The sequence below is a fragment of the Nostocoides sp. genome, assembly GCF_035343835.1.
Classification (GTDB): domain Bacteria; phylum Actinomycetota; class Actinomycetes; order Actinomycetales; family Dermatophilaceae; genus Nostocoides_A; species Nostocoides_A vanveenii.
Map to the genome: position 1 here is coordinate 1 of NZ_DAOQZV010000011.1, position 14,142 is coordinate 14,142.

General features: G+C 68.1%; 15 protein-coding genes and 1 pseudogene. 10 read left to right on the top strand and 6 right to left on the bottom strand.

The features are described 5' to 3' along the window. Positions 1 to 414 (top strand): rhodanese-like domain-containing protein (locus tag PKH97_RS01695; RefSeq protein WP_324385667.1); only part of this gene is annotated, 414 nt, incomplete at its 5' end. Between the two features lie 91 nt (positions 415 to 505). After that, positions 506 to 796, top strand: a complete 291-nt coding sequence (locus tag PKH97_RS01700; RefSeq protein WP_324385668.1) for a DUF6703 family protein — start codon at positions 506 to 508, stop codon at positions 794 to 796. Between the two features lie 12 nt (positions 797 to 808). Here the strand turns inward: PKH97_RS01700 and PKH97_RS01705 are convergent, their stop codons facing one another. The 3 genes from PKH97_RS01705 to PKH97_RS01715 all read right to left on the bottom strand — a co-directional run bounded on the left by PKH97_RS01705 (position 809) and on the right by PKH97_RS01715 (position 3,593). Next, complete coding sequence (locus tag PKH97_RS01705; protein WP_324385669.1) at positions 809 to 2,170, bottom strand: hypothetical protein; 1,362 nt, start codon at positions 2,168 to 2,170, stop codon at positions 809 to 811. Next, a complete protein-coding gene (locus PKH97_RS01710; RefSeq protein ID WP_324385670.1) occupies positions 2,167 to 2,682 on the bottom strand; it encodes a SigE family RNA polymerase sigma factor in 516 nt (171 codons plus the stop codon). The genes PKH97_RS01705 and PKH97_RS01710 overlap by 4 nt, the downstream gene beginning before the upstream one ends. A gap of 101 nt (positions 2,683 to 2,783) precedes the next feature. After that, complete coding sequence (locus tag PKH97_RS01715; RefSeq protein WP_324385671.1) at positions 2,784 to 3,593, bottom strand: hypothetical protein; 810 nt, start codon at positions 3,591 to 3,593, stop codon at positions 2,784 to 2,786. 180 nt (positions 3,594 to 3,773) lie between these two features. Between PKH97_RS01715 and PKH97_RS01720 the strand changes: the two genes are divergently transcribed. From PKH97_RS01720 to PKH97_RS01735, 4 genes are read left to right on the top strand one after another with little or no spacing between them, the layout of a single operon-like run. Then, on the top strand, positions 3,774 to 4,745 hold the full coding sequence (locus tag PKH97_RS01720) for a zinc ABC transporter substrate-binding protein (RefSeq protein WP_324385672.1): 972 nt from the start codon (positions 3,774 to 3,776) through the stop codon (positions 4,743 to 4,745). Then, positions 4,742 to 5,551, top strand: coding sequence for a metal ABC transporter ATP-binding protein (locus PKH97_RS01725; protein WP_324385673.1), 810 nt, complete (start codon positions 4,742 to 4,744; stop codon positions 5,549 to 5,551). Before PKH97_RS01720 ends, PKH97_RS01725 begins: the two co-directional genes overlap by 4 nt. Then, complete coding sequence (locus PKH97_RS01730) at positions 5,544 to 6,620, top strand: metal ABC transporter permease (RefSeq protein WP_324385674.1); 1,077 nt, start codon at positions 5,544 to 5,546, stop codon at positions 6,618 to 6,620. Before PKH97_RS01725 ends, PKH97_RS01730 begins: the two co-directional genes overlap by 8 nt. Further along, on the top strand, positions 6,617 to 7,018 hold the full coding sequence (locus PKH97_RS01735) for a Fur family transcriptional regulator (RefSeq protein WP_324385675.1): 402 nt from the start codon (positions 6,617 to 6,619) through the stop codon (positions 7,016 to 7,018). The genes PKH97_RS01730 and PKH97_RS01735 overlap by 4 nt, the downstream gene beginning before the upstream one ends. On the opposite strand, the gene PKH97_RS01740 is transcribed toward PKH97_RS01735, so the two are convergent. Both PKH97_RS01740 and recO read right to left on the bottom strand, forming a co-directional pair. Further along, entirely contained in the window at positions 7,008 to 7,778 is a 771-nt protein-coding gene (locus PKH97_RS01740) for an isoprenyl transferase (protein ID WP_324385676.1), read from the bottom strand. The two genes, PKH97_RS01735 and PKH97_RS01740, sit on opposite strands and share 11 nt — an antisense overlap. A 42-nt stretch (positions 7,779 to 7,820) precedes the next feature. Beyond that, positions 7,821 to 8,588 (bottom strand): DNA repair protein RecO, encoded by a 768-nt coding sequence (gene recO, locus PKH97_RS01745; RefSeq protein ID WP_324385692.1) that lies wholly within the window; start codon positions 8,586 to 8,588, stop codon positions 7,821 to 7,823. A gap of 158 nt (positions 8,589 to 8,746) precedes the next feature. On the opposite strand from recO, the gene PKH97_RS01750 reads away from it, so the two are divergent. Further along, on the top strand, positions 8,747 to 9,376 hold the full coding sequence (locus PKH97_RS01750; protein WP_324385677.1) for an alpha-ketoglutarate-dependent dioxygenase AlkB: 630 nt from the start codon (positions 8,747 to 8,749) through the stop codon (positions 9,374 to 9,376). 83 nt (positions 9,377 to 9,459) lie between these two features. Beyond that, positions 9,460 to 10,470 (top strand): DUF2157 domain-containing protein, encoded by a 1,011-nt coding sequence (locus tag PKH97_RS01755; RefSeq protein ID WP_324385678.1) that lies wholly within the window; start codon positions 9,460 to 9,462, stop codon positions 10,468 to 10,470. An 85-nt stretch (positions 10,471 to 10,555) separates the two neighbouring features. On the opposite strand, the gene leuA is transcribed toward PKH97_RS01755, so the two are convergent. Beyond that, the gene (gene leuA / locus PKH97_RS01760; protein WP_324385679.1) at positions 10,556 to 12,340 is read right to left on the bottom strand and encodes a 2-isopropylmalate synthase; all 1,785 of its coding nucleotides are present in this window, start codon (positions 12,338 to 12,340) and stop codon (positions 10,556 to 10,558) included. Positions 12,341 to 12,543: 203 nt separating this feature from the next. Here leuA and PKH97_RS01765 point away from each other — a divergent pair. Continuing rightward, positions 12,544 to 13,916, top strand: a pseudogene (locus PKH97_RS01765) (cbb3-type cytochrome c oxidase subunit I). Positions 13,917 to 13,955: 39 nt separating this feature from the next. Beyond that, the coding region (locus PKH97_RS01770) for a helix-turn-helix domain-containing protein (protein WP_324385680.1) at positions 13,956 to 14,142 on the top strand (187 nt) is incomplete at its 3' end.

Here is a 14,142-nt window from a genome sequence, read left to right on the forward strand (position 1 = left end):
ACGGTGACGGTGCGCCCGGGAGCCCTCCCCCTGCTCGACGCCGAGGGTGCCGCCGAGCTCGCCCGGACGGGCCTGCTGCTCGACGCCCGCGCCGACGAGCGCTATGCCGGGCGTACCGAGCCGATCGACGCGGTCGCCGGGCACATTCCTGGGGCGCGCAATGCCCCGATGTCCGACTACGTCGATCAGGACGGCCGGTTGCTGCCGCGCGAGGAGTTGATGGCCTATTTCGCGGGCCGTGGTGTCTTCGAGCACGCCGAGGTGGGGGCCTACTGCGGCAGCGGGATCACCGCCGCCCACCTGGCCCTGGCGCTGCGACAACTCGGCATCACCGCGCCGGTCTATGTCGGCTCGTGGAGCGAGTGGATCAGCGACCCCACCCGGCCGATCGCCACCGGCGACGACCCGACCTGAGGCTCCCCATCGACTCGGCCCACCCCACCGGCCGGGGTCGAACCACTGGGGCATGGCAGGTGCCGCCGCAGCGGCGAACTACCCTTGCCTGGTGTCTCGCACCACCCCGACTCCCGTCGAACCTCGCTCCCTCAACGAACGACTCCTCGTGCGCCTGGACAAGCTGCCCCGTGCGCTCCCCGTGCTCGCGGTCTTCGGGCTGCTCGTCCTCGGGACCTTCGTGCCGTCATACGGGTGGATCGCGACGACGCTGGTAGCGGCCTTCCTCGCGTGGATGCTCACCGTCAGCTGGCCGCGCCTGACCGGCGTGGAGAAGCTCATGCGCATCGCGGTGCTCTTCTTCATCGCCGCCATCGCGCTCGTGCAAGCCCGGCCGCGCTGAGGCTGGAGGCGATCACACCCCGGGTCGAAGGATCAGGCCGACCCATTCGCCGGTGAGGGCAGCGACCCGCGCCAGTTCGCCGGTCCGAATATTCCACGAGACCAGGTCTTGGCGCACGAGCGTGAAGTCACCCTTCGTGGTCTTGGCGTAGCCGCCATCGGCCAGGATCAACAGATTCCCCTCGCTGGTCGTGCCGACGGGCCGGATGCCAGCCTTACTTCGCGACTGGGCGATCGACGCATCGTCCGTCCCGGGCTGGCTGACATCGAGTAACAGCGCCGCCTCGCCTCCGCCCAGCGGCACGGCCGCGATCCCCTGATACGAGTTCAGTCCGCGCGCGCGCCAGAGCGCATCGAGCGTGCTCTGCGTCGGCGATACCAGACCAGCGACAAAGCCCGTGCCGGGCAGGTTGCTGCCGCCCATCCCCCACACCTCACCGATGCGCGGGTCGGTCACCGCCACCGCTGGCCCGTATGCCCGCTTAGTCGCATCCCAGGTGCGCACCTCCACCGGGCCGCCGGAGTTAGCACCACCGGACAGCACGATCTCATCAGCCCCGAATCTCGACGGGCGCTTGATGCTCGTGCCGCTGGCGACATCGACGACATAGAGGCCACCGTCCGAGCCCGCGAGTATCGTGCGGCCGCCGTCGACGAAGTTCGCCGACTCGATGGTGGGGTTGGCGATCGGGATGGTGTGCCAGGGCTTTGCCTCGGCGCCACGCGTCGGGTCGATCAGGACCACACCGTTCGGCTGGGCAATGGCAAGCATTGTGCCGTCCGGTGAAATCGCCGACGGCGAGAGATGGAAATGCGCATTGCCCGACGAATCCGAGGTGTCGCGGAGCGTGAGCTCGTCCAGCAGGTAGATATTGCCGAGCGACGTCACGATCCCTGCCTGTTTGGCCGTCGGCATGGCGAACGCCGCATCAATGCGCTCACCGGCCCGGAAGCCACCCGAGGTCGAGAACGGACGCGCGGACCGCACCAGATCGACCTCGCCCTGCACCGGACCCGACGTCGACCACGGCAGGCCGGTCATGTCCCCCGGGTCGGGCAGACTCCACACCCGCGCGAGCACGGCCGCGTCCTGCGGCGATCCCGTGGCCGGCGTGCTCGGCGAGGTTGGGCCCGCCGGCGACGTCACCGACGGGCTATTGGTCAACGCATGCCCTTGCGTGACGGGCGCCGAGAAGTCGCTCGCGACAACGGCCCCCGCGGTGGCAACGGAGCATGCGGCAGCGAGTGCGACCAGGACGCGCCGCCGGCGTACCTGCCGGCCGTAGGCCACGGCCCAGGCCGCATCGGCGAGGTCGGTGTCGGGAATCTGGTCGCAGGCCTGCTCGAGCAGGTCATGCACGTCGTTGGTGGTCATTGCGAGGACTCCTGGGCCGAAGAGGACGTGGTGAGCGCGGGGAAATTCACCCGCAGATTGGCCAGCGCGGCGTGCGCCTGGCTCTTGACAGTGCCGATCGAGATGCCGAGGATCTCGGCGGTCTCGGCCTCGGTGCGGTCCTCGAAATAGCGCAGGACGATCACGGCCCGCTGCCGCGGAGCCAACTCCCGCAAGGCGGCGATCAGGTCGGCCCGCTCGGCGACCGCACCGGAGGGATCGGGCACGACCCGGTCGGCGGGCACGGCAGACGGGCGCTCGCGACCTGTGCGTCGCCAACTGCTGACGGCGTCGTTGTAGAGGATCCTGCGGACGTAACCGTCGGGGTTCTCATCCTTGATCCGCGACCAGCGGGTGGCGAGCTTGATCAGAGCCTGTTGAACCAGGTCCTGCGCCTGATGCTCATCGCCACAGATGAGATAGGCAGCCCGCACGAAAGTGCGCTGCCGGGCGCGGACATAGGTCGCGAATCCCGGGTCGAGATGTGCCTGCACTGCTGGCCCCCCATTCCCTGATCACGTCGATGCTGTCATGCGGTAAACGCGACCAGCCCGGGGGAAGGTTGGGCTGGGGGAGGAACTTCTTCTCCGATGTGTCAGCCGACGACGGCCTTGCCGTCGCCCGTCAGCGCCGACGGATCGATCGGCGTAGGGTCGGCGAGTTCGGCAAGGATCAGGTCGTCATCGAGCGGCCAGTTCAGCGGCGTGGGGTACCAGCGGCGCAGGCTCTTCGGCGAGCGGAACGGCCGCCACTCTCCCATGGGCTGCGCGAGCCGGTCGGCCACCGCCCACAACGCGCCGGGGTGATGCCCCATGCCGATGTGACAGGCCTTGACCTCGATGTTCTCGTGCGTGCCATAAAGCTCGTTGAGACAGGCCTGCCACGGGACGATGCCATCGGTGCGTGAATAGATCGCGGTGGTGGGCACCGGCATCGGGTCGCGCAGGTGCTCCTGCTCCGGCAGATCCAGCTCGTCGGCGGCAACGTGCAGGTGGCTGTAGCGGTCGAAGATCAGCGACGCCATCGTGTCCTCGCGGTGGATCAACCGGAAGGGCGAGGCGAGCGTGATGACCTGCCGGACGTCGTCGGAGTAGGCCCGGCCGAGCTGACGGGCATAGAGGCCACCGAGGCTCCAGCCGATGATCGAGATCGGCCCATGCTCCTGCGTCAACTGCTCGACGGTCAGCCGCATCGAGTCGACGATCTGCCGCGTCGGGCCGATATTGCGCCCGACTCCCCAGCCGTGCGGCTGGTAGCCGAGCGAGGAGAGATAGCGGCGCAGGATCGCCGTCGTGTAGTCACCGGCCATCAGCCCGGGCAGGACGAGGACGTGGTGACCGTCGCCGTGGCGAGCCTTTCCCAGGACGCGTCGGAAGGCCGCATATTCACCGAACTCCCCTGCCATACGGGGCACTTCCGTGAGGCCATGGACCAACCTTGGACGCATGTCACCAGTATTACTCGCGCGTCATCGGCCTGGCCGGAGGGTGTGAGCGTAATGACATCGACGTGACTCAGGTCACTTCTCCAGGGCAGGCCGGGTGCACGCGTCGCCGGCTTGACGCCACGACTACGCTAGTTGAGAATGATTCTCATGATCGTATGCCGTGCGCACCCCACCCGCGTCGGCCTCGCCATCGCGGGTGCCGCCGCGGGGGCTGTCCTGGCGCTCGGGGGATGCACGTCGACCGGCTCCGACGCAGGCGGCGACCGGCTCTCGGTGGTCACCGGCTTCTACGCGACCCAGTACCTCGCCGAACAGATCGGCGGTTCCCAGGTGCAGGTGATCTCCTTGACGCCCCCGGGCGCGGAACCGCACGACCTGGAGTTGACCTCGCGGCAGGTCGTGCAGATCGCGAAGTCCGACCTGACCATCACCTTGCCCGGATTCCAGCCGGCGGTCGACGACGGCATCCGCGCCGCCATGCCGCGCACCGTCCTCGATATCACCACGGCCGCCGGACTGCACCCCTTGACCGGCCACACCCACGACGGGGGTGGCGACGTCGAGCACGCCGAGACGGCCGAAGAACTCGAGGTCGACCCGCACTTCTGGCTCGATCCCGAACGCATGGCGGCCGTCTCGCGCGAACTGGTCGACACGCTGTCGCGGCTCGATCCCGCGGGCGCCGAGGACTTCCGTCGACGAGGGCATGCCCTGGATACGACCTTGGCCACGCTCACCCAGAACTATGTCGACGGGCTCGCCCACTGCGCCAACACCGACCTGGTGACGGGGCACGCCGCCTACGGTCATCTCGCTGCCTTCGTCGGATTCACTCAGCACCCATTGGCGCTCAACCCCGACGCCGAGCCGAGCCCGGCCACCCTTGCCGCGATCACGACCTTCGTTCGCGAGCACCACACCCGCGTGATCTATACCGAACCGCTCGCCAGCCCCAAGGTCGCCGAGGTCATCGCCGCCGAAACCGGCGCTCGCACAGCGGTTCTCGACCCGATCGAAGGACTGACCGACGCATCGGCAGCGCGCGACTATCCCGGCCTGATGCGGGCCAATCTGACCACCCTCATCTCCGCGCAGGAGTGCACCCCATGACCACACCCGTCCTACAGATGCGTGACGCCGCCTTCGGCTATGGCGCGACGCAGGTCATCGCCGACGTCACGCTCACCATCGACCCTGGTGAGGTCGTGGCGATCCTCGGCCCGAATGGCGCCGGCAAATCCACCCTCGTCAAGGGGCTGGTCGGCCTGACCGACCAACTCGCGGGCAGCGTGCACGTCCTCGGCAGCGACCTGGCCGAGCTCGAACCCGGGCGGATCGGCTATGTGCCGCAACGGCATACGCTCGCGACTTCGGTGCGCGCCACTGTCGCCGAGATCGTCGCCATTGGCCGCCTCCGCTTCCGGACCTGGTGGCGGCCGTGGCGGCGCGATGCCGAAGGGGATCGGCAGGCGGTCGCCCGCGTCCTGGACCTCGTCGGCCTTGGCGATCGCGCCGGCTCCGATGTCGCCCAACTCTCCGGCGGTCAACAGCGGCGCGTGTTGATCGCCCGGGCGCTCGCCTCCTCACCCGACCTGCTCATCATGGACGAGCCGACCGCAGGGGTCGACACGGCCAATCAGATCGTCCTGGCGCGCGTGCTAGAGAAGTTGGCCACCGCGGGCACAACGCAGCTGATCGTCACTCATGAACTCGACGCTCTCGCCGAGGTCATCACTCGGGTGATCGTCGTCGACGACGGGCACATCACCTTCGACGGCGCACCGGATGACTATGCGACCCAGGGGCTTTCGCACGGTGGCCATCACCATGACCATTCACCCGCCGGTGGATCCGCCCGCCGGCGGCCGCACTTCGACGCCGGGCCGCTCGACCTGCGAGGAGATCACCATGATTGAGATTCTCGACTATGCCTTCATGCGCAATGCGCTGATCGCTGCTCTCCTGATCGGTGCCGCCGCTCCCCTGGTCGGGATCTTCCTCGTCCAGCGTCGGCTCTCCCTCGTCGGCGACGGCCTCGGCCACGTCGCGCTCGCCGGTGTCGCCATCGGCATCCTCACCTCGACCTCGCCGGTTTTGACGGCCCTGATCGTCGCCGTCCTCGGCGCCGTGGGCATCGAGTTGGCGCGCGCTCGCGGTCGCACCGGCGGTGATCAGGCGCTGGCGCTGATGTTCTATGGCGGCATCGCGACCGGCGTGGTGCTCATCGGCCGCTCCCCGCAAGGGACCTCGGCGAACCTCACCGCCTATCTGTTCGGATCGATCACGGCAACCACGCGCGCGGACCTCTATGCCTTTACCGCGCTCACCCTGGTGGTGGTCCTCGTCACCACTGAGCTGCGGCCGTGGCTGTTCGCCGCCGCCCAGGACGAGGAGTATGCCCGCGCGTCGGGCCTGCCGGTGACCGCGGTCAACCTCGCGCTGTCGATTCTCACCGCTGTGACGGTCGTGGTCTCGATGCGCGTGGTGGGATTGCTCCTGGTCAGCGCGCTGATGATCATCCCTAATGCCGCCGCGCAACTGCTGGCCGGCTCGTTCGGATCGGCGATCCGGCTGGCGACCACTCTTGGTGTGCTCGCGGCCGTCGGTGGCGTCGTGACGTCGTTCTATGCCGAAACTCCTTCCGGCGGAACGATCGTCCTCATCGCGTTGGCCTTCTTCGTGGTCGCCGACATCGCTCGGCGGCTCGCCGGACAGTGGGCGCATCATCACGCGCCGGCCGAGCGCCACGACCACGAGCACGGCCCCGATTGCGGTCACCAGGCGGTGCCGCACGGCGACCACGTGGACTACTTGCACGACGGGCACCGCCATGCCCCCCACGACGACCACTACGACGAGCATCACCAGGACCAGCACAACGATCCCGCCCCGGGTGCCGCCCCGCCGACGCGGGCCGCTCGGCCCAGCCATCGCGGGGAGCTGCCCGCGGAGGTGGGCGAACGGCATACGGACGGGGCGGCGTGAGCACGCGGCGGCCGACCCGCCAGCAACAGGCGGTCGGTGACATCCTGGCGCGCCACGAGCACTTCCGGTCCGCGCAGGAATGGCATGCGCTGCTTCGGGATTCGGGCGAAACCGTCGGCCTGGCAACGGTCTATCGCACCCTGCAGTCACTCGCCGACGAGGGCGCGATCGATGTCCTGCGCACCGACGGCGGCGAGGCCGTCTATCGGGCCTGCAGCGAGGGCCATCACCATCACCTGGTGTGCCGCGACTGCGGGTTGACCGTCGAGGTCGAGGCACACGAGGTCGAGCGGTGGGCCGATATGACGGCGCGTGCGCACGGTTTCGAGGCGGTCACGCACACGCTGGAGATCTTCGGCCGGTGCGCGACCTGCTCGGCGAACGGCGTCAAGAACTGACGGCGTCCACCGCCCCGCCGTACCGGCGATCGCGTTGGACATAGGTGTCGATCGCCCGCCACAGGTCGCGCCGGTCGAAGTCCGGCCAGAGCGTGTCGAGGAAGACCATCTCGGCGTAGGCGCTCTGCCAGAGCAGGAAGTTGGAGGTTCGCTGCTCCCCCGACGATCGCACGAAGAGATCGACATCGGGCATCCCCGGCTCGGGCAGCGCGCGGGCCAGGAGGTTCTCGTCGATGCTGCTGGGGCGGAGCTTGCCGGCAGCTACGCGCTCGGCCAATTGCCTTGCGGCAGCAGCGATCTCGGCGCGCCCGCCATAGTTGACGCAGAAATACAGAGTGAGGCCGGTGTTGTGCTGGGTCAGTTCCTGGGCGATCTCCAACTCCTTGATCACCGAGCCCCACAGCCGCGGGCGCTGGCCGACCCAGCGCATTCGCACGCCCCACTCGTGGAGTTGGTCGCGGCGGCGGCGGATGACATCCCGGTTGAAGCCCATGAGGAAGCGCACCTCGTCGGGGCTGCGCTTCCAGTTCTCGGTGGAGAAGGCATAGGCGGATAGGTAAGTCACGCCGACTTCGATCGCCCCGGCGACGACGTCGAGCAGGGCGGCCTCGCCGGCTTCGTGCCCCTTGGTCCGCGGCAGCCCGCGCTGGTTGGCCCAGCGGCCGTTGCCGTCCATGACGATCGCGACATGCTTGGGCAGGGCCGGTGCCGGGAACTGTGGGGGGCGGGCACCTGAGGGGTGCGGGAAGGGGGGCTTCACGACGTCGAGCCTAAGTCTCCTACCGCTGTTTGGGACGCAGGCCTAGGCGCGGTCGGCGCCAGCGGTCGTCAGAGTCGGCGGCGCGTCGCGCTCGACGTGCGGCAAGGAGCGCAAGCCCCGCTCCAGGTGCCACTGGGTGAACGCGGCCGTCAGGCCGCTCCCTTCGCGCCGGTGGTGCGGCAGGCTCGCGTCGGCGATTTCCCAGTCGCCGGCCAGCAAGGCAGCCAGGAGGTGGAGAGTGGCCCGCGCGGGGGCGACGGATCCCGGGCGGCGACAGGACGGGCATACGGACCCGCCGGTCGCGACATTGAAGGCCGCGTGCGGGCCCGGGTCGCCGCACTGCGCGCAGTCATGGAAGCTCGGCGCCCAGCCGGCCACGGCGAGCGCCCGTAAGAGATAGGCATCCAGCACGAGCGAGGCGTCGTGGGCGCCCCCGGCCAGCGCGGCGAGGGCACCGTGGAGCAGCAGGTATTGCTGCAGCGCCGGCTCGCGCTCCTCGCTGAGCCGGTCGGCGGTCTCTAGGACGGTGGCTGCGGCGGTGTAGGCGCGGTAGTCCCTGGCGATCTGCTCGCCATAGGACGCCAGCGACTCGGCCTGGGTGACGGTGTCGAGATTGCGGCCCTCGTAGCACTGGACGTCGACCACCATCCCCGGTTCGAGGCGCGCACCGAATCGGCTCTTGGTGCGGCGCACCCCCTTGGCCACAACGCGCAGCTTGCCCCTCTGGCGAGTCAGCACGGTGACGATCCGGTCGGCCTCGGCGAGTTTGTGGGTGCGCAACACGATCGCTTGGTCGCGGTAGGTCGGCACCGCCCCATTGTGCCCCGCCATGTCGCTAACGCTCAGGAGGCCAGGCTTTGCACCGTATGCCGCGGCCCGCAGGCCCGTCGACCCGGATCGCCGGCGATAGCGACGCATCTCGCGCGCCTTTCGGACGTATGTACGATCCGCGCGCTACCATGGCCCGTATGACGCTCCAAGACGTCCTCGACTTCGGCGCCCCTGAGGTGGCCGGATCCTTCGGCGAGCTCGCTGCCGGCATCGTGCGCACGCCGCTGCGTTTCGGGGCGTGGGTCGACGTGGCCCCCCGGTGGCTGCGCGCAGGCGATGAGCTTTTCGAGACCTTGGCCGGCACCGTGCCCTGGCAGGCCGAGCGCCGGCAGATGTACGACAACGTCGTCGATGTCCCGCGCCTGACGAAGTTCTACGGGGCGGACGAGACCTGGCCGCACCCGCTGCTGCGCGAGGCCTGCGAGGCTCTGTCCGCTCACTACCTCCCGACGCTTGATGAGCCGCTGGTCACCGCTGGCCTGTGCCTCTATCGCGACGGCCGCGACTCCGTCGCCTGGCACGGGGACCGGATCGGCCGCTCGCGCTATCAGGACACGATCGTTGCCATCCTCTCGCTCGGCGCGACGCGCACGCTGGCGCTGCGCCCGCGTGGCGGCGGGGCCAGTATGCGGTTCGTCACCGGCCATGGGGACCTGATCGTCATGGGCGGCTCGTGCCAGCGGACCTGGGAGCATGCAATCCCCAAGGTCGCCGAGAGCGTCGGCCCGCGGATGTCGATCCAGTTCCGCCCCGCCGGCGTGCGTTGACGTCCCACTCCGGCCCGAGTTCGTCGAGACGGGTGAGCAGGGATACTCATCCGGACGGCGCTGACATACGGGACGATGTGCGTATGTCCGCACATCTGGTCGAACGTAGCAGCACAAAGGCACCCGGGCTGGTCGCTGCACTCGTCGATTCCGGGATCGTCGCGCCCGAGGATCGCTCTCGGGCCATCGCCATCCTTGACCATCAACTCGGGCCGACCGCCGGCGAGGCGCCCCGCTCCAAGATCCTCGCCGAGATCGCCGGGTATGCCGGCGGCATCCTGGTTGTTGCGGCCGGCGCCGTCTTCCTGGCGGCGAGCTGGCGAGAGATGTCCCTCGCCACGCGCGTCGGCGCGCTGCTCCTCGGGGCGCTCGTCCTCGCGGGGGCCGCCCTCGGCGCACGCCTGACCGGGCGAGACACCCCCGAGGACGCCGACGTGCGTCGCCGGCTGGCCGGTGCCTTCGGCATCGGATCAGCGGCCTTGGCCACGGGCGCCCTCGGCACGTATATCGAACACCAGCACCACACCGGGGACGGCTGGATCGCCCTGGTCTTCGGCGCCTTCACCGTGCTCGCCCTCGGCTTCTACGTGCTTGCGCCCACGGTGCCCGGGCAGGCCGCGGTCGGCTTCGGCGTGGCAGCGACCGTGCTCAACGCGACCTCGGGCTGGAGCGACGGTCGCACCCTGATCAAGACGGTCATCCTGCTCGCCCTCGGGATCGGCTGGCTCGCCCTCGCCGAGCTGCGCTGGTGGCGCGAGCCCGACACCGCGCGGGTCGTCGGCGGCGCGCTCAGCCTGCTCGGTGCCGAGACGCCCGTCTTCGAAGGCCGCATGCAGCCTCTCGCCTATGTGCTCCTCGCACTCGTGGGCGCCGTGGCGTTCGCCGCCTACGTCCGGATGCGGGCGTGGCCCTACCTGGCGATCGGCGTCATCGGCCTGACGCTGGCTGCGACCCAGGCCGCCGTGGACTATCTGCCCGGTGCCGCTGGGGCAGCCGCCGGACTGCTCGTCGCTGGAGCGATGCTGCTGGCGACCAGCCTGCTCGCGATGCGCCTGCGCAAGTCGGCCGGGGAGTCCACTCACCCCACGGCCTGAGCTGCGGTGCTGGCCGGTTCGGGTCGCCTAACGAGGGCGACCCCGAACCGGCCTTTCGGTGTCGGGAGGGAGCCGACTTTCGGGCCTACGGGCCGCCGCCGGGACGCGAGATGACCACGTCGTCCTCGCCGCGGCTGATCCGGTCGCGTTCGGCGCGGTTCATCGCCGACATGATGGCGCGCAGCGACGCCTTGACGATCGACTCATGCAGGCCCACGCCCCACAGAACGCGTTCTCCCACAGCACATTCGACGTAGGCCGCCGCTCGCGTGTCGACGCCCGAGGACATCGCGTGCTCGGCGTAGTCGAGCACGCGCACATCGACGCCGATCGTCGCGAGCGCCTCGACGAAGGCCGACAGCGGGCCATTGCCACGACCGGTGATCAGGTGCGGTTCGCCGTCGACGAGGATGGTCGACTCGATCTCGTCGACCCCTTCGTCGCTGCCCGTGATGGTCGAGCGGAGCGGAAAGTAGCGGCCCCAGCGGCTGGCTGCGTCCTCGCTGTGAAGGTATTCGTCCGCGAACATCTCCCAGATCTGCGCCCCGGTCAGCTCACCGCCCTCGACGTCGGTCTTGTGCTGAACGACGCGCGAGAACTCGATCTGCAGTCGCTTGGGCAGATCGAGGCCGTGCTCGCTCTTGAGCAGATAGGCGACCCCGCCCTTGCCGGACTGGGAGTTGACGCGCACGACCGCCTCATAGGACCGGCCGATGTCGTGCGGGTCGATCGGCAGGTAGGGCACGCCCCAGTCGATCCCGTTGACATCGGTGCCCGCGGCCGTGGACCGCTTGTCCATGTCCTCGAAGCCCTTCTTGATGGCGTCCTGGTGGGAGCCGGAGAACGCCGTGAAGACGAGATCGCCGCCATACGGGTGGCGCTCGTGAACGCCCAACTGGTTGCAGTACTCGACCGTGCGTCGCACCTCGGCGATATTGGAGAAGTCGATCTGCGGGTCGATGCCCTGCGAATACAGGTTCATCCCCAGAGTCACCAGGCAGACATTGCCGGTGCGTTCGCCGTTGCCGAAGAGGCACCCCTCGATCCGGTCGGCGCCCGCCAGATAGCCCAGTTCGGCGGCCGCAACGCCTTCGCCGCGGTCGTTGTGTGGGTGCAGCGAGATCATCACGCTGTCGCGCCGGGTGATATGGCGCGACATCCATTCGATGGAATCGGCATACACATTGGGGGTGGCCATCTCGACAGTTGCCGGGAGATTGATGATCATCTTGTGATCGGGCGTCGGGTCGATGACGTCAATGACCTCATTGCAGATGCGCGCGGCGAACTCCAGCTCGGTGCCGGTGTAGGACTCCGGGGAGTACTCGTAGTAGACCTTCGTGTCCGGGATGGTCTCCTCGAGCTTCTTGCACAGCCGCGCACCCTGGAGGGCGATGTCGACGATGCCGTCCTGCGAGAGGCCGAAAACCACCCGCCGCTGGAGCACCGACGTCGAGTTGTAGAAGTGGACGATCGCCTGCTTTGCACCGCGGATCGCGTCATACGTCCGTTCGATCAGATGGTCACGACACTGTGTGAGGACCTGGATGGTCACATCGTCGGGGATGTGACCGCCCTCGATCAGTTCGCGGCAGAAGTCGAAATCGGTCTGGCTCGCGCTGGGGAAGCCGACCTCGATCTCTTTGTAGCCCATCTTGACCAGCAGCTTGAACATCCGCAGCTTGCGCTCGGAGTCCATGGGGTCGATGAGGGCCTGGTTGCCGTCGCGCAGGTCGACCGCGCACCACCGAGGCGCCTGGGTCATGACCTTGTCGGGCCAGGTGCGGTCCGGGAGTTCGACCCGGATCTGGTCCTGGAAGGGAACGTACTTCGTGAACGGCATCGGGGTGGCTTGCTGCGGGTGGATCATCGCGGTGCTTTCGTCTCGTCTGCGGTGTCGGCCTACGGGCAGCACAACCTCCGCGACGAGGGGGGCCGAGTCAGGCCTCGCCGCGGCAGCGAAGGAGCAGCAATCCGCGCATAGTGAGGCCAGTATGCCGTTCTCCCCCGATTAGCGCACGCGCGGGTCCGCTCCGTGGTCACCGCGTGTCGTTGCCGAGCGGGATCGGGCCGATGATCGGCAATCTCTACTTTGTCAACACCTTCGCCTGGTTCATGATCGGTGGCCTGCTGGCCCTGCTGATTCGAGCCGAACTCGTCTCACCCGGCCTGCAGGTGGTGGACGACAAACTGCAGTTCAACCAGTTGTTCACCATGCACGGCACGATCATGTTGCTCCTCTTCGCGACTCCGCTGTTCGCGGCCTTCGCCAACGCCATCGTGCCGTTGCAGATCGGCTCTCCCGATGTGGCCTTCCCCGGCTGAATATGTTTGGTTACTGGATCTATCTCTTCGGGGGCGTGATGGTGGTATCCGGGTTCCTCACCCCCGGCGGCGCGGCGTCCGTCGGCTGGTTCGCCTACGCCCCACTCTCCGATGTCGTCCACAGCCCCGGCGTCGGCGGGGACCTATGGGTCTTCGGTCTGATCCTCAGCGGCTTCGGCACCATTCTTGGAGCCGTCAACTTCATCACGACGATCGTCTGCCTGCGCGCACCGGGGATGACGATGTTCCGGATGCCGATCTTCACCTGGAACGTCTTGATCAAGGCCGTCGAGATCATCCCGGTCTTCGCGCGGCGGCCCCTGTTCGGCTACAAGTCGCTCGTCTTCGCCACCATCGCGATCGCGGCTCTGTCGATGAGCGTGTGGGCCCACCACATGTACGCCACCGGGCCAGGTGCTCTTGCCCTTCTTCGCCGTCATGACGATGGCCATTGCGGTGCCGAGGGGGGTCAGGTTCTTCAACTGGATCGGCACCATGTGGGGCGGCCAGATCACCATGGCCACGCCCATGCTCTGGTCCATCGGCTTCCTCGTCACCCTTCTCTTCGGTGGGCTGACCGGCATCATCCTCGCTAGTCCCGCAATGGATTTCAGCCTCACCGACAGCTACTTCGTGGTCGCGCACTTCCACTACACCGTTTTTGGGACCGTCTTCTTCGCGATGTTCTCCGGCTTCTACTTCTGGTGGCCGAAGCTGACCGGACGGATGCTCGACGAGCGGCTGGGCAAGATCCATTTCTGGCTGCTCTTCATCGGCTTCCACACCACCTTCCTCATCCAGCGCCTTCTCGGGATGGACGGCATGCCCCGCCGGTATGCCGATTACCTCCCGAGGACGGCTTCACCACGGCGAACCGGATCTCGTCGGTCGGCGCCGCCCTGATCGGTCTGTCCACGCTCGTGATGCTCTACAACGCCTGGCGGACCTGGCGCACCGAGCCGCTGGTGACCGAGGACGATCCGTGGATCTACGGCAACTCCCTGGAGTGGGCGACCTCATGCCCGCCCCCGCGCCACAACTTCACCAGCCTGCCGCGTATTGGCTCCGAACGCCCCGCGTTCGACCTGCATCACACAGCACTCTCAGGTCGCAGACCGTAGATTTTTTCGGCACGCGCGAGTGATGACCCAAGGATGACGATGAGCGAGGCGCAGGTGACGAGCGAGTCCCCCGTGGTGGCCAGTGATCGGCGTGCCCTCGTCCTTCGGGTCCTACGCGGTACCCGCGCCCCGATGGGCATCGCCGAGCTGGCCGAGCAGATCGGCTTGCACCCCAATACGATTCGTTTCCATCTGGACGGACTCGACAACGACGGCCTGGTCGAGC

Excerpts from the sequence above, each read along its gene's own strand:
- PKH97_RS01725 (WP_324385673.1), top strand. The coding sequence starts at position 4,742 with ATGACCACACCCGTCCTACAGATGCGTGACGCCGCCTTCGGCTATGGC.
- PKH97_RS01720 (WP_324385672.1), top strand. The coding sequence starts at position 3,774 with ATGATTCTCATGATCGTATGCCGTGCGCACCCCACCCGCGTCGGCCTC.
- PKH97_RS01750 (WP_324385677.1), top strand. The coding sequence starts at position 8,747 with ATGACGCTCCAAGACGTCCTCGACTTCGGCGCCCCTGAGGTGGCCGGA.
- PKH97_RS01715 (WP_324385671.1), bottom strand. The coding sequence starts at position 3,593 with ATGGCAGGGGAGTTCGGTGAATATGCGGCCTTCCGACGCGTCCTGGGA.
- PKH97_RS01705 (WP_324385669.1), bottom strand. The coding sequence starts at position 2,170 with ATGACCACCAACGACGTGCATGACCTGCTCGAGCAGGCCTGCGACCAG.
- PKH97_RS01755 (WP_324385678.1), top strand. The coding sequence starts at position 9,460 with ATGTCCGCACATCTGGTCGAACGTAGCAGCACAAAGGCACCCGGGCTG.
- PKH97_RS01730 (WP_324385674.1), top strand. The coding sequence starts at position 5,544 with ATGATTGAGATTCTCGACTATGCCTTCATGCGCAATGCGCTGATCGCT.
- leuA (WP_324385679.1), bottom strand. The coding sequence starts at position 12,340 with ATGATCCACCCGCAGCAAGCCACCCCGATGCCGTTCACGAAGTACGTT.